The organism is Micromonospora sp. NPDC050495, assembly GCF_040655175.1.
GTDB lineage: Bacteria > Actinomycetota > Actinomycetes > Mycobacteriales > Micromonosporaceae > Micromonospora.
Genome location: NZ_JBFAJK010000001.1, coordinates 346,808 through 366,651, shown reverse-complemented (window position 1 = coordinate 366,651; position 19,844 = coordinate 346,808). Strand labels below are relative to the sequence as shown.

The 19,844-nt window shown below is 73.1% G+C and carries 19 protein-coding genes, 1 pseudogene and 1 riboswitch; of the genes and pseudogenes, 8 read left to right on the top strand and 12 right to left on the bottom strand.

Annotated features, from left to right (window positions below; genetic code table 11):
- The first annotated feature begins 282 nt into the window (after positions 1 to 282).
- Together AB0I11_RS01800 and AB0I11_RS01795 are read left to right on the top strand one after the other, a co-directional pair.
- Entirely contained in the window at positions 283 to 1,248 is a 966-nt protein-coding gene (locus AB0I11_RS01800; RefSeq protein WP_357309020.1) for a hypothetical protein, read from the top strand.
- Positions 1,248 to 2,186 (top strand): hypothetical protein, encoded by a 939-nt coding sequence (locus AB0I11_RS01795; RefSeq protein ID WP_357309017.1) that lies wholly within the window; start codon positions 1,248 to 1,250, stop codon positions 2,184 to 2,186. Before AB0I11_RS01800 ends, AB0I11_RS01795 begins: the two co-directional genes overlap by 1 nt.
- Positions 2,187 to 2,259: 73 nt before the next feature.
- On the opposite strand, the gene AB0I11_RS01790 is transcribed toward AB0I11_RS01795, so the two are convergent.
- From AB0I11_RS01790 to AB0I11_RS01780, 3 genes are read right to left on the bottom strand one after another with little or no spacing between them, the layout of a single operon-like run.
- Positions 2,260 to 3,111, bottom strand: coding sequence for a menaquinone biosynthesis protein (locus tag AB0I11_RS01790; protein ID WP_357309014.1), 852 nt, complete (start codon positions 3,109 to 3,111; stop codon positions 2,260 to 2,262).
- A 33-nt stretch (positions 3,112 to 3,144) separates the two neighbouring features.
- On the bottom strand, positions 3,145 to 4,548 hold the full coding sequence (locus tag AB0I11_RS01785) for an MFS transporter (protein ID WP_357309011.1): 1,404 nt from the start codon (positions 4,546 to 4,548) through the stop codon (positions 3,145 to 3,147).
- A gap of 43 nt (positions 4,549 to 4,591) precedes the next feature.
- On the bottom strand, positions 4,592 to 5,173 hold the full coding sequence (locus AB0I11_RS01780; RefSeq protein WP_357309008.1) for a winged helix-turn-helix domain-containing protein: 582 nt from the start codon (positions 5,171 to 5,173) through the stop codon (positions 4,592 to 4,594).
- A gap of 210 nt (positions 5,174 to 5,383) precedes the next feature.
- Between AB0I11_RS01780 and AB0I11_RS01775 the strand changes: the two genes are divergently transcribed.
- Positions 5,384 to 7,423 (top strand): AAA family ATPase, encoded by a 2,040-nt coding sequence (locus AB0I11_RS01775; RefSeq protein ID WP_357309005.1) that lies wholly within the window; start codon positions 5,384 to 5,386, stop codon positions 7,421 to 7,423.
- Between the two features lie 23 nt (positions 7,424 to 7,446).
- Here AB0I11_RS01775 and AB0I11_RS01770 read toward each other — a convergent pair whose 3' ends face one another.
- From AB0I11_RS01770 to AB0I11_RS01755, 4 genes are read right to left on the bottom strand one after another with little or no spacing between them, the layout of a single operon-like run.
- A complete protein-coding gene (locus AB0I11_RS01770) occupies positions 7,447 to 8,046 on the bottom strand; it encodes a hypothetical protein (protein WP_357309002.1) in 600 nt (199 codons plus the stop codon).
- 4 nt (positions 8,047 to 8,050) lie between these two features.
- Positions 8,051 to 8,404 (bottom strand): YbaB/EbfC family nucleoid-associated protein, encoded by a 354-nt coding sequence (locus tag AB0I11_RS01765; protein ID WP_357308999.1) that lies wholly within the window; start codon positions 8,402 to 8,404, stop codon positions 8,051 to 8,053.
- A 9-nt stretch (positions 8,405 to 8,413) separates the two neighbouring features.
- On the bottom strand, positions 8,414 to 9,340 hold the full coding sequence (locus AB0I11_RS01760; RefSeq protein ID WP_357308996.1) for a WXG100 family type VII secretion target: 927 nt from the start codon (positions 9,338 to 9,340) through the stop codon (positions 8,414 to 8,416).
- 9 nt (positions 9,341 to 9,349) lie between these two features.
- The gene (locus AB0I11_RS01755) at positions 9,350 to 9,670 is read right to left on the bottom strand and encodes a hypothetical protein (RefSeq protein WP_046569164.1); all 321 of its coding nucleotides are present in this window, start codon (positions 9,668 to 9,670) and stop codon (positions 9,350 to 9,352) included.
- Between the two features lie 171 nt (positions 9,671 to 9,841).
- Here AB0I11_RS01755 and AB0I11_RS01750 point away from each other — a divergent pair, with 171 nt between their 5' ends.
- The 3 genes from AB0I11_RS01750 to AB0I11_RS01740 all read left to right on the top strand — a co-directional run bounded on the left by AB0I11_RS01750 (position 9,842) and on the right by AB0I11_RS01740 (position 12,329).
- The gene (locus AB0I11_RS01750) at positions 9,842 to 10,729 is read left to right on the top strand and encodes an ABC transporter ATP-binding protein (RefSeq protein ID WP_357308992.1); all 888 of its coding nucleotides are present in this window, start codon (positions 9,842 to 9,844) and stop codon (positions 10,727 to 10,729) included.
- A gap of 9 nt (positions 10,730 to 10,738) precedes the next feature.
- Positions 10,739 to 11,476: an ABC transporter permease gene (locus tag AB0I11_RS01745; protein ID WP_357308989.1), complete on the top strand. Its 738-nt coding sequence runs from the start codon at positions 10,739 to 10,741 to the stop codon at positions 11,474 to 11,476.
- 94 nt (positions 11,477 to 11,570) lie between these two features.
- Positions 11,571 to 12,329, top strand: a complete 759-nt coding sequence (locus tag AB0I11_RS01740; RefSeq protein WP_357308986.1) for a VOC family protein — start codon at positions 11,571 to 11,573, stop codon at positions 12,327 to 12,329.
- Positions 12,330 to 12,380: 51 nt separating this feature from the next.
- On the opposite strand, the gene AB0I11_RS01735 is transcribed toward AB0I11_RS01740, so the two are convergent.
- The 5 genes and pseudogenes from AB0I11_RS01735 to AB0I11_RS01715 all read right to left on the bottom strand — a co-directional run bounded on the left by AB0I11_RS01735 (position 12,381) and on the right by AB0I11_RS01715 (position 17,100).
- A complete protein-coding gene (locus tag AB0I11_RS01735) occupies positions 12,381 to 13,160 on the bottom strand; it encodes an ABC transporter ATP-binding protein (RefSeq protein ID WP_357308983.1) in 780 nt (259 codons plus the stop codon).
- Positions 13,157 to 14,188 carry an iron ABC transporter permease gene (locus AB0I11_RS01730; RefSeq protein ID WP_357310173.1) on the bottom strand — a complete coding sequence of 344 codons (1,032 nt, stop codon included), beginning with the start codon at positions 14,186 to 14,188 and terminating at the stop codon, positions 13,157 to 13,159. The genes AB0I11_RS01735 and AB0I11_RS01730 overlap by 4 nt, the downstream gene beginning before the upstream one ends.
- A gap of 155 nt (positions 14,189 to 14,343) precedes the next feature.
- Entirely contained in the window at positions 14,344 to 15,279 is a 936-nt protein-coding gene (locus tag AB0I11_RS01725; RefSeq protein WP_357308980.1) for an ABC transporter substrate-binding protein, read from the bottom strand.
- 110 nt (positions 15,280 to 15,389) lie between these two features.
- Positions 15,390 to 15,482: riboswitch (cobalamin riboswitch) on the bottom strand.
- Positions 15,483 to 15,611: 129 nt separating this feature from the next.
- Positions 15,612 to 16,910: pseudogene (locus AB0I11_RS01720) on the bottom strand (M14 family metallopeptidase); the annotation flags it as partial.
- Positions 16,911 to 16,962: 52 nt separating this feature from the next.
- On the bottom strand, positions 16,963 to 17,100 hold the full coding sequence (locus AB0I11_RS01715) for a hypothetical protein (protein WP_357308977.1): 138 nt from the start codon (positions 17,098 to 17,100) through the stop codon (positions 16,963 to 16,965).
- A 14-nt stretch (positions 17,101 to 17,114) separates the two neighbouring features.
- Between AB0I11_RS01715 and AB0I11_RS01710 the strand changes: the two genes are divergently transcribed.
- Both AB0I11_RS01710 and AB0I11_RS01705 read left to right on the top strand, forming a co-directional pair.
- The gene (locus AB0I11_RS01710) at positions 17,115 to 18,452 is read left to right on the top strand and encodes a C39 family peptidase (RefSeq protein WP_357308974.1); all 1,338 of its coding nucleotides are present in this window, start codon (positions 17,115 to 17,117) and stop codon (positions 18,450 to 18,452) included.
- 29 nt (positions 18,453 to 18,481) lie between these two features.
- Positions 18,482 to 19,822, top strand: a complete 1,341-nt coding sequence (locus tag AB0I11_RS01705; protein ID WP_357308971.1) for a C39 family peptidase — start codon at positions 18,482 to 18,484, stop codon at positions 19,820 to 19,822.
- Positions 19,823 to 19,844 lie beyond the last annotated feature (22 nt).

The window sequence follows — 19,844 nt, the reverse complement described above, 5'->3', positions numbered from 1 at the left end:
AGTCGGCATCTCCGAGCTGCGTAAACGTGTGACATCGAACACGCGCGGAAGATGAATCCTCCCAAGCAGTGCATAACGGTCTATTGTCCCGCCTTCCTAGCGAGTCGCCGGTTGTCGGAACCTGGCGTGGGGCCGGTCCGGAAGTAGACTTCCCCCGGCACACCGATCGGCTGCTGACGATCGCCACCAGCCCCAGGCCACCTCCCCCGGCCTCGGCGATCAGGCCGTACCCATTCGGAACAGCCGGTCCCCCCCGGCCCTAGATCTGGAGTTCACCCACTCATGCGACCTCGCGTGGCCATGGTGCTCGCCGTCGTGGCAGTGCTCATCGGTGGCGTCATGCTGGTGCCCGCCGCGTACGCGAAGCTCTCCGGCGGCGACCGGCTGGGCGGCATCGGCGGTATCGGCGGCGGTGTGGCGCAGGTTCCCGCGCCCGCCCCCACGACTCCCCCCGCGCCGACCCTGGCCGCCGGCCCGGTTTCGGTGAACTTCAAGGGCAGGTTCTTCTCCTGGGCGTTGATGGACCGGAAGACCGGCAAGATCAGCGGTGCCCGGAACATGGCCGCGACCAACTCGACCGAGTCGATGATCAAGGCCTGGATCGTCTCCGACTACCTCCGCGGGCTCGGCGGCAAGGCGCTCACCGCGCAGCGCCGGCAGCAGGCCGTCACCGCCATCCGGGACAGCAACGACAACTCGGCCGAGGCGCTCTACAACGCCGGCGGGCGCAAGCCGGTGCTCGACCGGCTGATCAAGATGTGCAAGCTGACCGACACGAAGATTTATCCCGACCGGGCCAAGTGGGCGTACACCCAGATGTCGCCGCGCGACGCGGTGCGGATGGGCGACTGCATCGGCGACGGCACCGCCGCCGGGCCGAAGTGGACGAAGTGGGTGTTGAACGAGATGGCCCACGTGCGGGGCGGCGTCAAGGACCAGAAGTCCGTGACCGTGCAGGGCGGGCACTGGGGCATCATCGACGGCCTGCCCGACTCGATCACGACGCAGGGCCCGGTGAGCATCAAGAACGGCTTCACCATGCTCTGGGACGACGGCCAGTGGCACGTCAACTGCCTCGCGGTCACCCCCGACTGGACCCTGGCGGTGATGATGCGCTATCCCCCCGCCGGTGACCCGAGGACCCCCTCGTACGGCGCGAAGGTCTGCGCCAGCGTGGCCACCCAGCTGGTGACCCCGCAGCCGGGCGCCGCCCTCAAGGTGCCGCAGCAGCCGGTCGGGAAGCTCTGATGGCGGGCACCCGCCGCCGGCCGGGCAGCGACCGCCGTCCGCTGGCGTACAGCGCCGTCGCCGTCATCCTGGTCGGGCTGGTCCTGGTCTCGCTGCGGTTCGTGCCCGGCTCGCCGTTCCGCCCGACCCCCACCTCGCACACCGGCACGGCGGACGGCCGCTCCACCGGCGCGCCGGTGAACCGGAGCACCCGGGCCCAGCCGTCGCCCTCGCCGTCGCTGGAGCCGTTGCCGTTCCAGGCCCAGGATCTCGACGGCCTCGGGATCAAGGGTTGGTACTCCTGGGCCGTGCTGGACAAGCGGACCGGAAAGATCATCGGTTCGGAGAACATGGCCGAGACCAGCACCACCGCCTCGCTGATCAAATCCTGGGTGGTCGCCGACTACCTGCGCCGCAGCGCCGAGGCGGGTCGGACCCCGAGCGACGCCAAGCTGGCCGACGCCACGCAGATCATCCGGGACAGCGACAACACCCGGGCCCAGCAGTTCTACGAGAGTGTGGGCGGCTCGGCCTCGATCAAGCGGCTGATCTCGATCTGCAAGCTGACCGACAGCAAGGTCGCCAGCGACGGCGGCTGGAGCCGGACGCTGCTGTCGCCCCGGGACACCGCGCGGCTCGGCCTCTGCATCGACGACGGCCGGGCGGCCGGGTCGAAGTGGACCAAGTGGCTGATCAACGAGATGCGGCTGGTCCGTGGCGTCGGCGACTTCGGCATCCGCAAGGCGTTCCCGGCCGCCGAGCAGAAGCAGATCGCGATCAAGAACGGCTGGATCGACCGGCAGAAGGAGCGGGAGTACCACGTCAACTGCCTGGCCATCGGCGACACCTGGACGATGGGCGTGATGGTCCGCACCCCGTTCGGCACCACGGGCGGCTGGGAGTACGGCATGAAGGCCTGCGAACGCATCACCGAGGCGCTGCTCCGCGACGCCAACTGATCCCTCCGCTGCGCGAAGCGGCGGTGCCCCGGTCCGCCGGGGCACCGCCGCTTCGTCGTCGCGGGGTCGGGGCTCAGCCCTGGAAGAAGTGCGGTCCGCCCTCGGGCAGGGCGGGCGCCTCACCGGTCGCGGCCGCGCGGCGGGCGAACTCGCGCAGGCCGGCCACCTGCCGGTCGCCCAGCGAGAAGTCGAGGGTACGGAAGTAGGTGGCCAGGGTCGCCGCGTCGAACGGCTCCCAGCGGGCCCCCGCCTCGGCCACCTGGTCCAGCTCGGCCAGGCAGAGGTCACGCGAGCGCAGGAACGCCTCGTGCACCTCCTTGACCAGGCCCGGGTGCGCGGCGGCGAAGTCGCGGCGGACCGCCCAGACGGCGAAGACCATCGGCAACCCGGTCCATTCCCGCCAGGCCTGCCCGAGGTCGGTCACCGCCAGGCCCTTGCGCGGCGCCTCGTAGAGGGCCCGCAGCGCCACGTCGCCGATCACCACGCCGGCGTCGGCCTCCAGCAGCATCTGGGTCAGGTCCGGCGGGCAGCGGAAGTACTCCGGGCGGACCCCGTACCGCTCGGCCAGCAGGAGCTGGGCGAGCAGCACCCCGGTACGCGAGGTGGAGCCGAGCGCCACCCGGGCGCCGTCCAGCTCCGTCAGCGGCCGGGTGGAGACCACGTTGACCGAGAGCACCGGGCCGTCGCTGCCGACCGCGAGGTCCGGCAGGAGCAGCAGCTCGTCGGCGTGCCGCAGGTACTCCACCAGCGAGATCGGGCCGATGTCCAGGTCACCGGCGACCAGCGCGGCGTTCAACCGGTCCGGCGAGTCCTTGTGCAGGTCGACGTCGATCAGCGCGCCGGACCGCATCAGCCCCCAGTAGATCGGCAGGCAGTTCAGGAACTGGATGTGCCCCACACGGGGGCGGGCGATGCGGTCGGCCATGCCCCGACCGTATCCCCGCCCGCCGCGGCCGGCTCAGTGGGAGGGGGTCGGAGTGGCCAACTCCGCACCGGGCCGGGCCGCCTCCGCGCCGGTCACCGCCGGGCCGGCACCCGGGGCGGACGCCGCAGGGTCTGCGGCCGGCACGGACGCCGCCGGGTCGGCGGCCGGGGTGGGACGGGTGGCGGCGGCCGCGCGCTCGGCCCGGACGGCCCGGGTGACCGGGAGCGCGACCAGCATGATCACCAGCAGCCCGGCCACCCCGCAGGCGGCGACCAGGACCCGGGGGGCGGCCACCGCGAGCAGCAGGCCACCGAGCAGGTAGCCGACCATGGCGGCGCCCTGGACGGAGGCGCCCAGTGCGGCGTACGCGCGGCCCCGGGCGGCCTCGGGCACCCGCCGGGCCAGCAACACGTTGTCGAAGACGTTGGCCCCGCCGTTGCCCACCCCGCCGAGCAGCCAGACGGGCACCAGCAGGAGGGCGGCGGGTACCGCGGCGGAGAGCAGGATCATCAGGCAGCACCCGCCGAGCAGGGCGAGGTAGCCGACCAGCATCCGACCGTCGTCGACCAGCCGCCGGGCCAGCCGGGCGAACACCCAGGACCCGATCAGGATGCCGAGCGTCCAGGAGCCGGTGACCAGGCCGTACATCGTGGTGGAGCTGCCCAGGGTCTCGCGGATGAAGAAGACCTCGACCACGTTGATCGCGCCGACCGCGCCGATCACCCCGGCGAGGGTCGTGATCATCGCGACCAGCAGCGGGTCCCGGCGCAGCCGCCAGGCGGGGGCCGGGAGGTCGCGGGCCGGCAGGTCGCGGGCCGGGAGGTCGCGGGCCGGCCCGGGAACCGTCGCCGGGGCCGGTCGCCGGCCACCCCGCCGGGTCCGGATGAGCAGTCCGGCCGCGACCAACGCGAGGTAGCTGCCGGCGTCGAGCAGCAGGGGCAGCCGGGCGCCGAAGCCGCCGACCAGCAACCCGGCGAGCGCCGGCCCGGCCAGCGCGCCGAGGGTGCCGGCGGTCTGGTTGAGCGCGCTGGCCCGGGGCAGGTCGTCGGCGCGGACCATGGTCGGCACCAGCGCGGAGAGCACCGGCTGGGTGATCGCGAGGCCGGCGGCGAGGGCCGCCACCAGCGCGATGATCAGGGCCGGCTGGCCGGCGTACGCGAGCGCCAGGCAGATCGCGGCCTGCCCGAGCCCGGTGAGCACCAGCAGCAGGCGGCTGTCCACCCGGTCGGCGAGCCGGCCGGTCAGCGGGGCGAGCACCGCGAGCGGCACGGTGGCGGCGAGCATCAGCCCGGAGACGGCGAGCCCGCTCGCGCCGGCGGACTGGAGGGCCAGCGCCAGGGCACTGGCGGCCAGGAAGTCCCCGCAGGTGGAGATGCCCCGGGCGGCGGTGACGAGCCAGATGTCGGACCAGCGCGACCGACCAGATGTGAAGGACATACTTCGAAGATAATCCTTCACACCTGTTTGTCAATCCCCGCGCTCAGTCCAGGGGCAGCGCCCGGTACTGCACCGCGACCGTCCGCGCCCCCTCCGGCGGGTCGGTCCGCAGCCGCCGCCGGTACGGGTCCAGCAGCCCGTGCACCGCCACGTTCAGCGCGGCCAACTCCTCGGCCGTGAGCAACAGCAGGGTGTCGCTGAACCAGGCCGCCTGGTACCACTCGCGCGGCTCGTCCGGCGCCCGGCGGATCCACTCCCGGACGCGCTGGCTGTCCCGCGCGAGGTGGACGTCGACCAGGTTCAGCTCGGCGGCCCGGGCCTCGGAATCGGCGTCCTGACCCGTCTCCACGTAGTACGACGGGCTGAACGCCTGCCAGACCCGCTCCCGGGCGTCGCCCCGGCTCGGGGCCTCCTGGATCAGCCCGAATTTCGCCAACTCCCGCAGGTGGTAGCTGGTGGCGCTCGGCGACAGGCCGGCGATCTCGGCGCACTCGGTCGCGGTCGCGCCGCCCTCCAGCGAGCCGAGATGTTCCATGATCGCCATGCGGGCCGGATGCGCGAGCGCCCGCATCACCTGCGGATCGCTGATCGTCACCCGGCGCTGCTCGGGGTGCTCCTCGGTCATGCCCCCATGATTCCGCCCCGCGGGCGGCCGGGCGAAATTCCGCCCGCACAGGCGGCCGGGCGAAATTCGGTTGCCCGCCGACCCGGCCGGAGTAAGCTGCTCTGTCCCGCCCGACGGCCGTGGTGAGTAGCACCGCACAGGACGTCCCCGCGCCGGCCCCAGGTCGGAAACGCGAGCGGCAGCGTTTTTCCCGTGACGAGGAGTACGTGGATGACCCTGCACGCCCGAGAACAGACCCTCGACGACGAACTCGACGCCGAACGCGCCCACCTGGAGGCGTCCCGCGCGGCCTTGCGCCGGATGCGCGAGCGCGCCGAATCCCTCTTCGCCACCGGCGACAAGGTCGCCGGCGACGCGTACACCGCCGAACAGCTCGGCCGGCACATGGCCCGGCGGGTCAAGGAGCTGGCCGACGACCCGAGCACCCCCCTCTTCTTCGGCCGCCTCGACTTCGGCGACCTGGACCCGGACCACGCCGGGCGCGACTACCACGTGGGACGCCGGCACGTCACCGACGACCTCGGCGAGCCGCTGGTGCTGGACTGGCGGGCCCCCGTCTCCCGGTCGTTCTACCGGGCCAGCGCCCGCGACCCGCAGGGCGTCGCCGTCCGGCGCCGGTTCGGGTTCAGCTCCGGTGTGCTCACCAGCTTCGAGGACGAGCACCTGGACCGCGGCGAGGAACTGGGCACGGCCAGCCGGATCCTCACCGCCGAGATCGAACGCCCCCGCGTCGGCCCGATGCGGGACATCGTCGCCACCATCCAGCCCGAGCAGGACGAGCTGGTCCGGGCCGACCTGGCCGCCTCGATCTGCGTACAGGGCGCGCCGGGCACCGGCAAGACGGCGGTCGGCCTGCACCGCGCCGCGTACCTGCTCTACCTGTACCGGGAGCGGCTGCGCCGGTCCGGTGTCCTGATCGTCGGGCCGAACCGGGCGTTCCTGTCGTACATCGCGGCGGTGCTGCCCGCGCTCGGCGAGGTCGAGGTCGAGCAGGCCACCGTGGAGGACCTGGCCGCCCGGGTGCCGGTCCGCGCGGTCGACGACCCGGCCGTCGCCGTGGTCAAGCACGACGTGCGGATGGCCGAGGTGCTGCGCCGGGCCGTCGAGGCGCACATCGGTACGCCGACCGAGCCGATCATGGTGTCGGACGGCTCGTTCCGCTGGCGGATCGGGCTCGACCCGCTGCACCGCGTCGTCGAGGAGACCCGCCGCGAGGGACTGCCCTACGCGATCGGCCGGGACCGGGTCCGGGCCCGGGTGGTGGGACTGCTGCAACGCCAGGCCGAGGCGCGCCGGGCGGAATCACCCAGCGACGCCTGGCTCCGCCGGATGGCGAAGGCGAAACCGGTCACCGAGTACCTCGACGCGGTCTGGCCCGCGCTCACCCCGGAAGGGCTGCTGCACCGGCTGCTCACCGACGCCGAGGCGCTCGCCGCGGCCGCCGACGGGCTGCTCACCGCCGGGGAGCAGGAACTGCTCCGGTCGGGCCGGCTCGGGCGTACCCCGAAGGCGACCCGCTGGACGGCCGCCGACGCGGTGCTCCTCGACGAGGTCACCGGGCTGCTGGAACGGCTGCCGGGCTTCGGGCACGTGGTGGTCGACGAGGCGCAGGATCTCTCCCCGATGCAGTGCCGGGCCATCGCCCGGCGCAGCGAGCACGGCTCGATCACCCTGCTCGGGGACCTGGCCCAGGGCACCGCGCCGTGGGCGGCCACCGACTGGCGAGAGTCCCTGACCCACCTGGGCAAGCCCGACGCCGCCGTGGTGCCGCTCAGCATCGGCTTCCGGGTGCCGGCGGTGGTGGTCGCCTTCGCCAACCGGCTGCTGCCGGCGCTCGCCGTCGACGTGCCCCCGGCAGAGTCGCTGCGCCGCGACGGGACGCTGGCCGTGCGTACCGTCGACGACCTGACCGCGGCCACGGTGGCCGAGGTGCGCGCGGCGCTGGCGCACGACGGCTCGGTCGGCGTGATCGCCGCCGACGACACGGTGGAGCGGCTCCGCGCGGCCCTCGCCGACGCGGGCGTGCCGACCGGGAGCGCCGACGACGTCGAGGCCGCCACCCGGGTCACCCTGGTCCCGGCCACCCTGGTCAAGGGCTTGGAGTACGACCACGTGGTGGTCGTCGAGCCGGCCGCGATCGTGGCGGCCGAGCCGCGCGGCCTGCACCGGCTGTACGTGGTGCTGACCCGGGCCGTGTCCCGGCTCGCCGTGCTGCACCACGACCCGCTCCCCACCCCGCTGACCAGCTGACCCCGGTCCCGCGAGGGGCGGGTTCAGCCGGTGAGCGCGGCGGCGATCGCGCGCAGCGGCCGGCCCGACTCGGCGATCGGCACGGTGAAGGCCAGCCAGGACCCGTCGGTGAAGGTGACCTTCAACCGCTTCGGGTTGAGCCGGTGCCAGCCCACCCGGGCCGAGGCCACCTCGGCGCGCGGGGCGGCCCAGACCACCCGGGTCTCGGCCAGCGCCCGCTCGTCGTCCTCTCGGCTGGACAGCAGCTTCACCGGGCCGGTGACGCAGACCAGCAGCCGCCGGTCGGTGACGGCGAGCAGGGTGTGCCGCACCTTCCCGTCCGGCCGGGCCGGGTTGACGGCCCGGTGCAGCCGGGACGCGGCCGAGCCGGGCGCGCCCCGGCCGGCGATCCCCCAGCCGATCAGGTCCACCAGCCGGTCGCCCCGGTCCCAGGTGGCCAGCGGCGCGAGCACGTTGAGCAGCACCGAGGAGACGGTGACCCGGCTCGGCGTGGGCGCGACCGTCTCGTCGGGCGGAGGTGCGGGCGTCAGGCCGCCGCCGACCTCCGCCTGGGCGTGGGCGAGCACCCGCTCGCCCGGCTCGGCGAGCCGGGCGAGCAGGTCGAGGTATCCGCTCTGGTCCATCGGCTCAGTATCGGTCGTAGCCGTAGTCGTCGTCGGTGCGGCGCTCCGCGGCCGGGGCGTTGCCCATCACCTCGCCGACGATCTCCCGGACCCGGGCGGCGGCGGCCTCCTGGGCGCGGTTCGCGGCGGCGGTGAACTCCTCGGCCAGGGTGTACGAGTCGAGCCGCATGGCCCGCGCGTTCAGCTCGGTGGAGAGGATCTTGCCGTCGGCCGCCGCGGTCACCGTGACCAGGCCGGAGTCGCTCACCCCCTCGGCGCTGCTCTGCTCCAGCTCGGCCATCCGCGCGCCGAGCTCGCGCTGCCAGCCGTCCAGGTTGCGGGCCAGCGCCTCGAGCCGGTCCAGGGCGGGGAAGGTCATCACTGCCTCTCAGTTCACGATCGAGTCGAAGACGTTCTGCACGCCCCGGGTGTACGGGCCCAGGTCTTCGGAGTAGGTGCCGTCCACCAGATAGTTGCGGTCCTTGTGCCCGTCGGCGACGTCGTACATGCCGACCCCGGTGTCGAGCAGGGCGCCGCCGATGCCGGGGATGTTCACCGGCGAGGTGTGGTTGATGGCGAACTTGCCGGGGAAGAGGATCGCGGCCCGCTTCAGCTTGAACTCCAACGCCTCCCGGGTGTAGCCGGACTTGTTCCACGCCCGGTACGCCTTCTTGGCCTTGCGCAGCTCCATCACCAGCTTGCGGTACTTGGTCAGCAGCTCCGCGACCTTCTCCAGCTTGGTGACCAGCTTGGTGAGGATCTCCGCGAACCGGGCCACGATCTTGACCATCCGGCCGACCGTGGTGGCCAGCCGGGCCAGCACCCGGACCACCGTGGCGGCCAGGGTCACGCCGGCGCTGAGCACGGCGGCCACCGCCGCGATGATCACCTCGGTCAGGAACCAGAGCAGGAACTCCAGGATCAGCTCGACCAGCAGGTTGAACGCCTCGACGGCCGCGTTCGCGGCGTCGACCAGCACCTCCTTGGTGCCGTCCAGCCCCTTGGCCAGCTCCTCGATCGCCTCCTCCACGGCCTCCATCGAGGCGTGGAACTTGTCCGCCGCGTCGCCCTCCCAGGCGCTGCGCAGCCGGGCCCGGTCGGCGGTCTGCTCACCGGCGATCTGGCGTACCGCCTCGCCGGTGGTCAGGGCGAGCTGGGCCGCGCGCATCAGGTCGTCCGGCTCCCCGGCGACCAGCTCCAGCAACTCGTTGAACGGCCAGAGCACAGCCTCGGAAAGCGGCTTGAACGGGTCGGGGGTGCCCAACACGATCTGCTCGAAGTAGGTCTTGTTGCGCTGCAACGCCTCGGTGCTCATGCGTCCCCCTCAGGCGCCCGGCGCGAACATGTCGTTGGTGGCCAGGTCGGTGCCGGTGTACGCGTCGGCCGTGTCGCTGATCCCCTCGGCGATGTCCGCCATCACCTCGGCGCCCTCGGCGAGCCCGGTCAGGCACGCCTCGAACTGCTCGGCGTACGCGGCGGCGAGGCTGAACGACGCCGGCATGATGCCGAAGGCGTGCCGGGGCACGTGCCCGTCGTGGAACCGCTGGCGCAGCTCGCTGAACTGGGTCGCCCGTCCCCTGGAGGTGGCGGCGAAGGCGACCAGCGCCTCCGGTTGTACGTCCAGGTTCTTGTTCGGACTCGTCACGGACCCTCCCCAGTGTCCTGTCGGCAGCCGCCTGCCGCGGCGTCACCGCGGGGCGCGGACTATCACAGTAGGGGATCACGTCGCGCGGCCGCGCGGGGCAGCGGGCGTGGACCGGACACGGTACACAGGGACGCATCACCGACCGGGACCGCAACCCCGAGGAGTCTGACCATGATCCTGGCCCGCGCCGACCAGGTCAGCCGCCGCTACGGCGACGTGCTGGCACTGGACCGGGTCGACCTGACCGTCCACACCGGCGAGCTGGTCGGGCTGCTCGGCCCGAACGGCGCCGGCAAGAGCACCCTGATCAACCTGCTGGTCGGGCTGCGCCGGCCCACCGGCGGCCGGGTCGAGCTCTTCGGCGGCGACCCGCGCGCCGCGGCCAGCCGGCGGCAGCTCGGGGTGACCCCGCAGGAGACCGGGCTCCCCGGCACGCTGCGGGTCGGCGAGGTGGTCGACTTCGTCGCGGCCCACTTCCCCGACCCGGTCCCCCGGGACGAGCTGCTCGACCGGTTCGGCCTCGCCGACCAGGTCCGCCGGCAGACCGGCGGCCTCTCCGGTGGGCAGCGCCGCCGGCTCGCGGTGGCCCTCGCCTTCCTCGGCCGTCCCCGGCTGGTCGTCCTCGACGAGCCCACCACCGGGCTGGACGTGACGGCCCGGCACACCCTCTGGGAGGCCATCCGCTCCTTCCACTCCGACGGCGGCACCGTGCTGCTGAGCAGCCACTACCTGGAGGAGGTGGAGGCGCTCGCCCAGCGGGTCGTGGTGATCGGCCAGGGTCGGGTGCTGGCCGACGACACCGTGCCGGCGATCCGCGGCATCGTCGGCGTACGCCGGGTCAGCCTGGTCGCCGACGACCTGCCGGCGCTGCCCGGCGTGGTGGCCACCGAGCAGGCCGACGGGCGTACCCACCTGCTCACCACCGACGCCGACCAGCTCGTCCGGGACCTGGTCACCGCCGGGGCGGCGTTCCGGGACCTGGAGGTCCGGCCCACCTCGCTGGAGGAGGCGTTCCTGGCCATCACCACCGGCGACCGGCCCGCCGTCCCGACCGTCTAGGAGCCCGCCATGCCGCTCGCCCTGATCCACGCCCGCTACCAACTGCTGGAGATCATCCGGATTCCGGTCGCGATCTTCGGCAGCGCCTTCTTCCCGGCCGCCGCGATGCTCTTCTTCGTGGTGCCGTTCGCCGGGGACGACGCCGAGGGCGCCACCTACGCCACCGCCGCCATGGTGACCTTCGCGGTGATGAGCGCCAACATCTTCCAGTACGGGATCGGCGTCGCCGAGGACCGCGACCAGCCGTGGAACCCGTACACCCGGACCCTGCCGGCCGGGCCCGGGCCGCGCTTCGCCGGCCGCATCCTGGCCGGGCTGGCCATCACCTACCTCTCCATGCTTCCGGTGGTGGTGATCGCGGCGGTGGCCACGGCCGCCCGGGTCACGCCCGTGCAGTTCCTGCTCGGCGCCGTCGGGGTCGGCGTGATCTCGGTGCCGTTCACCCTGCTCGGCCTGGCCATCGGCTACTCGCTGCCCAGCCGGGCGGCGATCGTGGTCGCCCAGCTGATCTTCTTCCCGCTCGCCTTCGGTGGCGGGCTGCTCTCCGGCCCGAGCGACGCCCCCGGCTTCGTCCAGGCGATCGCCCCCTACCTCCCCACCCGGGGAGCGGTCGAGCTGATGTGGGCGGCGGTCACCGACTGGCGGCCGAGCACCCTCTCCATGGTCATGCTCGGCGTCTGGATCGTGCTGCTCGCCGCCGTCGCCGCCTGGGCGTACCGGCGGGACGAGGGGCGCCGCTTCAGCTGACGATCTGTCCGATTCCGCCCCGGTGGGCCGGGGGACGGTGCCACGATGCCGGCAGGGCGTGCCGTCGGGGCCGCCCCCGGCGAGAGGGGACCGCGTGAACGGCGTCGAGCCCGGCACGCCCTGCTGGGTCGACCTGGCCACCCCCGGGCTGGCCGCGGCGAAGGAGTTCTACCCGCAGCTCTTCGGCTGGACCGGGCAGGTCTCCCCGGAGCCCGCGGCCGGCGGCTACACCGTCTTCCGCAAGGACGGGCGGGCGGTCGCCGGAGCCGGCCCGCCGGCCACGCCGGGCCAGGTGCCGATCTGGTCGACGTACGTGGCGACCGACGACGCGGACCTGGTGGCGACCCGGGTGGAGGCGGCCGGCGGTCAGGTGGTGGTCGCCCCGTTCGACGTCTTCGACCAGGGCCGGATGGCGGTCCTCGCCGACCCGGCCGGCGCGGTGTTCAGCGTCTGGCAGCCGATGGCGATGCGCGGCGCGGAGCTGTTCAACGAGCCCGGGTCGATGTGCTGGAACGAGCTGGTCACCCCGGACCCGGAGCGGGCCAAGGACTTCTACGGCCTGGTGTTCGGCTGGCACCCGGAGGAGCGGGCACCCGGCCCGATGCCGTACACCGGTTGGCGCTGCGGCGCCCGGATCGTGGCCGGGATGATGCCGCAGCTGGAGAAGCTGCCGGAGGATCTGCCCGCGTACTGGTCGGTCTATTTCGCGGTCGCGGACGTGGACGCCACCGCGGCGCGCGCCGCCGAGCTGGGCGGCACGATCCTGGTCCCGCCCCGGGACAACCCGGCCGGGCGCAGCGCGGCGCTCCGCGACCCGCAGGGCGCGCTCTTCTCGGTCGCCGCGCTGCGCTGAGGTCGTCCAGCGGCCCGTCCACCAGCGGGACCGTCCCCCGGGCCGGTCCGTTCAGCGGGGACGGACCGGGACCACCAACGGGCCGTGGTCGCCCGGGATGACCCGGACGTGGGCGCGGTAGTGGGCGCCGAGCAGCTCCTCGGTGAGCACCTCCTGCGGCGGCCCGGAGGCGACCACCCGCCCGTCGGCGAGCAGCACCATCCGGTCGGCGTACTCGCCGGCGACGGAGAGGTCGTGCATGGTGGCCAGCACGGTCAGCCGGTGCGCGCGGCGGAGCTGGTCGACCAGTTCGAGCACGTCCTGCTGGTGCCCGATGTCCAGCGCGCTGGTCGGCTCGTCGAGCAGCAGCAGGGTGGCCCCCTGGGCCAGCGCCCGGGCCAGGAAGACCCGCTGCCGCTCGCCACCGGAGAGGGTGGCCAGCTCACGGTGGGCGAACGCGCCGAGGTCGAGCCGGTCCACGACCTCGCGCACGGCGGCCAGGTCGGCGGCGGACTCCCGGCCCAGCGCCGGGATGTACGGGGTCCGCCCCAGCAGCACGTAGTCGAAGACCGACATGCCGGCCGGCACCACCGGGGACTGCGCCACGGTGGCCACCACCCGGGCCCGGTCCCGGCGGCGGAGGGAGTTGATCGGCGTACCGAAGAGGGAGACCGCGCCCGGCGCGGGCAGCAGGCCGCCGACGGCGCGCAGCAGCGTCGACTTGCCGGCGCCGTTCGGGCCGATCACGGTGACCCACTCGCCCACCGCGACGGTCAGGTCCACCCCGGCCAGGATCGGCGCCCCGCCCAGCTCGACCCGCAGGTCCCGGATCTCGACGGCGGGCGGGCTCACGTGAACACCCGCCGGGAGGTGCGCAGGACCAGGACGAAGAACGGTCCGCCGAGCAGCGCGGTGACCACGCCGATCGGGATCTCCGCCGGCGCCGCCACGGTCCGGGCGACCACATCGGTCAGCGCCAGGAACGCGCCGCCGAAGAGCATCGACAGCGGCAGGATCACCCGGTAGCTGGCCCCGGCGAGCAGCCGGACGGTGTGCGGCACGATGATGCCGACGAAGCCGATCAGGCCGGAGGCGGAGACCGCGGCGGCGGTGCCGAGCGAGGCGGCGGCGATCAGCAGGTAGCGGGAGCGCTGCGGGTGCAGCCCGAGGCTGGCCGCCTCGTCGTCGCCGACCGAGAGCACGTCCAGCTCGCGGCGGTGCAGCAGCACCACCACGGCGGTGAGCACGAAGTAGGGCAGGACCAGCAGGACGTCGTGCCAGCCGGCGGTGGCCAGCCGGCCGAGCAGCCAGGAGTAGACCTGCTGGATGCTGTCGGAGTGCCGTTGCAGCAGGTACGTCTGCCCGGCGGAGAGGAACGCGGAGACCGCCACCCCGGCCAGGATCAGCGTGGCCGGTGACCGGCTCCGGGCGCCCGCCGCGCCGAGCCCGTAGGTCATGGCGACCGCGGCGAGCGAGCCGACGAACGCGGCCAGCGGGATGGTGACCGGCAGCCCGGTGATCGCCCCGCCGGCACCGGCGCCCAGCGCGATGACCGCGGTCACCGCGAGCCCGGCGCCGGCCGCCACCCCGAGCAGGTACGGGTCGGCCAGCGGGTTACGGAAGACGCCCTGGTAGCAGCCGCCGGCCAGGGCGAGGAGCCCGCCGACGAGCAGGCCGAGCACGACCCGGGGCAGGCGCAGCTCGGTGACGATGGCGACCTCCCGCTCGGTGAGCCCGCTCTCCAGGTGCACCCCGGGCAGCAGGTTGAGCAGTTCGGCCGCGACGCTGCCGGGCGGCAGGCTGACCGGGCCGAGGGACACCCCGGCGACCAGGGCGACCAGCACGGCGGCGAGCGCGGCGGCCAGCCAGCGCTTGCGCAGCCGGGCCGGCCGGGCCGGCGTACCGGTGCCGGCCGTGGGCCGGGTGCCGCGGCCGGGATCGGGAGCGGCCCGGCCCGGACGCGGGCCGGGCGGCCGGGACGCGTCGGGCGCCCCGGCCGGCCGGTCGGCGGGTTCCGCTGGTCGCACGGTCACCGTCAGGCCGGGACCTTGGCGGTGGCGGCCACGATCGCCCGGACCAGGTCGACCACGCGCGGACCCCAGCGCGAGGCGATGTCGTCGTCGAGGGCGACGACCTGGTTGTTCTTGACCGCCGTGATGCCGGCCCAGCCGCTGCGGGCCTTGACGGTGTCCGGGTTCTGCTGGCAGCACCTGGTGTCGGCCAGGAAGACGAAGTCGGGGTTCGCCTTGACGATGACCTCCTGGGAGAGCTGCGGGTAGCCGCCCTTCTTGCCGTCGGCGTCCGCCGGGTCGGCGATGTTCTCCAGCCCGGCGAGGGCGTAGATCGAGCCGAGGAAGGTCTTGCTGGTGACGCTGTACAGCTCCGGGCCCAGCTCGTGGTAGTAGGTGAGCTTCGTGGTCCGCTTCGGCAGGTCCTTGGTGAGGGACGCGATGTCGTCCTTCATCTTGGTGGTGAGGGCGTCCGCCTCGGCCTGGTGGCCGGTGAGCTTCCCCAGGTCGACGAGTTCCTGGTACGTGTCGTCCAGGGTGGTCGCGGCCGGGCTGAGCAGCACCGGGATCTTCAGCGTGGTGAGCTGGTCGACGATCTTGTTGGTGTCGTTGGCGAGCACCACCAGGTCGGGGTTGCGGCCGGCGATCGCCTCCGCGTTCGGCTGGTAGCCGGAGAGGTCGGTCTTGGGCGCTTCGGGCGGGTAGTTCGACTGGTCGTCCACGGCGGTGACCTGCTTGCCGGCGCCGATCGCGAAGAGCATCTCGGTCGCGGTGGGCGAGAGCGAGACGATCTTCTCGGGGCGCTTCTCCAGGGTCACCTTGCCGACGGTGACCGGGAAGGCGGCGGCCGTCGAGCCACCGACGGCGGGGGTGTCGGTCGAGGTCTGCTCGGCGCAGCCGCCGAGGAGCAGCGCGCCGACCGCGAGCGCGGCGGCGAAGAGCCGGGGGGTACGTCTGGACATCGGTCCTCCTGTCGGTCGAGGAGCGTGGTGCTTCGCCGACAGGAACGCCGGGGCGCCCGTCCGCGAGGCGCCCTTCCTCGAGAGCGCGTATCGCGACCTGCCGCAGGCGACCTGGCTCATCCCCACGCGGTTCGGCGCCGGCCGGAGGCCGACGCCGCGTGCGGGGCATCACAGTTGCGGGACAGCGCCGGTTTCACACCGGCTTCGCTGCGGACTGGTCGGTGCCACCGTAGCGCACGTCCAGCGGAGATCGCCCGGACGGGCGGGGTGGTGGGGGCCCCGGCAGGGGGTGGGACCGGGGCCCCCGGTGCGGCGGGTCAGCAGTACGTGCTCTGCTTGCCGATCGCCCGGTACGGGCAGTCGGCGTACTCGGACAGCAGCAGGACGGCCTCCTTGTTGCGGGAGGTCTGCGCGGGGATCACCTCGTCGGGCGGGTAGAAGCCGCCGCCGGAGGACGACCCGGGGTACATCTCGAAGGTGTAGGCCCAGATCTTGTGGGTCCCCCACATCCAGTCGATGCTGGTGCCGTCGGCGATGTAGAGGTCGCTGGACTGCTCCGGCGTGTAGCCGTTGCTGGACGCCAACTGCCGGCCGATGGTGGCGAAGGTGTTGTACTGGTCGGTGGTCATCCCGGTGGCGGTGTTGCTGTACGTGTAGCCGTACGGCCAGAGCACCAACTGCGAGTAGGTGTGGAAGTCGATGTTGGCTTTGAGCTGCTGCACCCCGCCGACCACCCGGCTGTTGACGAAGTTGCGCAGCGCCGCCGTCTCGGGGGCGGAGAAGGCGGACGGGCCGCGGTAGGTCTCCGACGACTTCGAGCTGGACGAGCCGCCGCAGCAGCCCCACTGGTAGCCCCAGTTGCGGTTCAGGTCGGTGCCGACGGCGGTGGAGCCGCTGTTGGGCTGCCGGTTCTTGCGCCAGGACCGGTAGGAGCCGGTGGCGATGTCGTACTCGCTGCCGTCGGGGTTGACCGTCGGCACGATCCAGATCTCCCGGGAGTTGACGATGTTGGTGATCCGGGACTCGGTGCCGTAGCTGTCGGTGAAGAGGTTGAGCAGGTAGATGGCCATCTCGACGGTCAGGTGCTCGCGGGCGTGCTGCTGGGCGTTGAAGAGGATCTCCGGCTCGTTCTCGTCGGTGCCGACGTTGTCGGAGATCTTCACGGCCATCAGGTCCCGGCCCTGGTAGGACGTGCCGATGCTGAGCTTGCGGGCGATGGCGGGGTGGTCGGCGACCACCTTGTTCACCACCGCGGTCAGCTCGGCGTAGTCGTGGTAGTTCGAGTCGGCGGACGGGAAGGCGTAGGCGACGGCACCGGCCGCCGCGGCCGGGGCGGCCTCCCGCTCCAGCCGGAAGCCGAGCCGGGTGATCGCGGCGGCCTCGGCGCTGGTCGCCGTGACGTGCAGCACGCCGTGTTCGGAGTAGTCGATCGCCGCGCCGGTGCGGGCGACGGCGCTCCGGTCGGTGACCGTCCGTGGCCCGAGCACCCGGTAGCTGGCGGCGGCCGGTGCGGCGGACGGGTCCGGGGCGGGCCGGGCGGCGGCCGGCGTGCCGAGGGCGGTGACGAGGGTGAGGCCGACGGCGGCGGCGAGGGCCAGCCGGCGGCGGAGCGGGGACGTGCGGAGGGCCATGGACAACCTCCTCGGGGTACGGGAGATCCCGTTTCGCCCACCTCACCAGGAGTCACATGGTCATATCAATATTCATCACTGCGTTGGTCCATCCCGACCGGATCGTCACGCCGGCAAAGATTTTCCATGCGTTGACCTCTGGCGAAAGTTCCTTCCAGGAGCGACAGTGAACGGCAACGATGCCGCTCACCTGTGGGAGCCGCCATGGCCCGGACATCCCTGCGCGCGGTCGCCGTCGCCGGCGTCACCGCGCTCGCCCTCCTCGGCACCACCGCACCGGCCGCCGCCGGCAGGCCGGCCGGCGGGGTCACCACCGTCACCCACGACGAACAGATCACCTGGCAGGGCTGGTCCGGCACGGGCTGGTCGGCCGGGACCGCCGCCGGCACCACCGGCACCAGCACCGGCCTCACCCTGACCACCCCGGTCGGCACCGTCCAGTACCGGGACCCGCACACCGGCGTCCGGCGCAACTGGGCGTACGGGACCTGGACCTCGCCGCTCACCCAGGTCGGCTTCGGCGCCACCGAGCTGGTCGCCTCGTGGAACGCCGACACCCCCGCCGGCACCTGGCTCCAGATCGAGGTCCAGGGCAGCTACACCACCGGCGCCCGGACCCCCTGGTACGTCCTGGGCCGCTGGGCCGCCGGCGACGGCGACATCAAGCGGACCAGCGTCGACAAGCAGGGCGACAAGACCTCCAGCGTGTGGACCGACACCCTCGCGATCAACAACCCGGCCGCCGGGGTGCTGCTGCGGGCGTACCAGCTCCGGGCCACCCTCTACCGGGACCCGGCATCCACCGGCACGCCCGTGCTGCGCTCCCTCGGCGCGATGAGCTCCACCGTGCCGGACCGGTACACCGTCGCACCCAGCGCCGGGCACATCGCCTGGGGCACCGAGCTGGCCGTACCGCGCTACTCCCAGAACATCCACGCCGGCCAGTACCCCGAGTACGGCGGCGGCGGCGAGGCCTGGTGCTCCCCCACCTCGACGGAGATGGTCGTCGAGTACTGGGGGCGCAAGCCGTCGGCGGCCGACACGTCCTGGGTCGACCCGAGCTACGCCGACCCGACCGTCGACCACGCCGCCCGGATGGCCTACGACTGGCAGTACGACGGCACCGGCAACTGGCCGTTCAACACCGCGTACGCGGCCACCTTCCCCGGGCTGGAGGCGAAGGTGACCCGGCTGCACTCGCTGGACGAGGTGGAGCACTTCATCGCCGCCGGCATCCCCGTGGTCACCAGCGTGTCCTTCCTCGCCAGCGAGCTGGACGGGGCCGGCTACGGCACCGCCGGGCACCTCATGGTGGTGATCGGCTTCACCGCCACCGGCGACGTGATCGCCAACGACCCCGCCTCGCCCAGCGACACCGCCGTCCGGCACGTCTACCACCGCGACCAGTTCGAGCAGATCTGGCTGCGCACGAAGCGCACCACCGCCAACGGCGGCACCGGCAGCGGCTCCGGCGGCGTCGTCTACCTGATCAAGCCGACGACCGTGGCCTGGCCCGCCGTGGCCGGGTCCACCAACTGGTGACCCATCCCTTCACACCCTGCGGAGTTCACATGGTCAGACCAGCGCTGCGGGCGGTCGCCCTCGCCGGGGCCGCCGCGCTCACCCTGCTCGGCGTGGCGGTCCCCGCCCACGCCGACAACAACCTGCCCGTCGCCGCGCACGACGAGCAGATCACCTTCCAGGACTGGTCGAAGTACCCGGACTGGCGCGACGGCACCCACCAGGGCACGTACGCCATCCCGGGGCACCGCACCGGCATCACCATCGGCGAGCCGACCGGCACCACCGAGTTCACCGACGAGCACACCGGCGCCACCCGCACCTGGGAGTACGCCACCTGGACCTCGCCCGAGCGGCAGATCGGCTTCGACGCCACCGAGCTGGTGGCCTCGTGGAACGCCGCCACCCCGGCCGGCACCTGGATCCAGGTCGAACTGCACGGCACCTACAACAGCGGCACCCAGACTCCCTGGTACGTGATGGGCCGCTGGGCCTCCGGCGACCAGGACATCAAGCGGGCCACCCTGGACGGCCAGGGTGACCCCTGGTCGACCATCTGGACCGACACGTTCTCCATCGACGACGCCGACGCCGGGGTGCTGCTCCGGTCCTACCAGCTGCGGCTCACCCTCTACCGGGCGCCCGGGCAGACCGCCTCGCCGCGGGTCTGGATGCTCGGCGCGATGAGCTCGAACGTGCCGGACCGGTTCACCGTCACCCCGAGCAAGGGCGGCATCGCCTGGGGCACCGAGCTGCCGGTGCCGCGCTACTCGCAGAACATCCACATCGGGGAGTACCCCGAGTTCGACAACGGCGGCGAGGCCTGGTGCTCGCCCACCTCGACGGAGATGGTGGTCGAGTACTGGGGCCGGAAGCCCTCCGCCGAAGACATCGCCTGGGTCGACCCCGGCTACGCCGACCCGACCGTCGACCACGCCGCCCGGATGACCTACGACTACGAGTACGAGGGCGCCGGCAACTGGCCGTTCAACACCGCGTACGCGGCCAGCTTCCCGGGCCTCGACGCGCGGGTCACCCGGATGCACTCGCTGGACGAGGTGGAACGCTTCATCAAGGCCGGCATCCCGGTGGTGACCTCGCAGTCCTTCCTCGCCAGCGAGCTGGACGGGGCGAACTACGGCACCTCCGGGCACCTGTTCGTGATCGTCGGCTTCACCGCCGAGGGCGACGTGATCGTCAACGACCCCGCCTCCTCCTCCGACGAGGTGGTGCGCAACGTCTACAAGCGGTCCCAGTTCGAGCAGATCTGGCTGCGGACCAAGCGCTACCGGGCCAACGGCACGGTGGCCGGCGGCTCGGGCGGCATCGCGTACCTGATCAAGCCCACGAACAAGCCCTGGCCGGTCGTACCCGGCTCCACCAACTGGTGACCGCACGGGCCCGGCGCCGCCC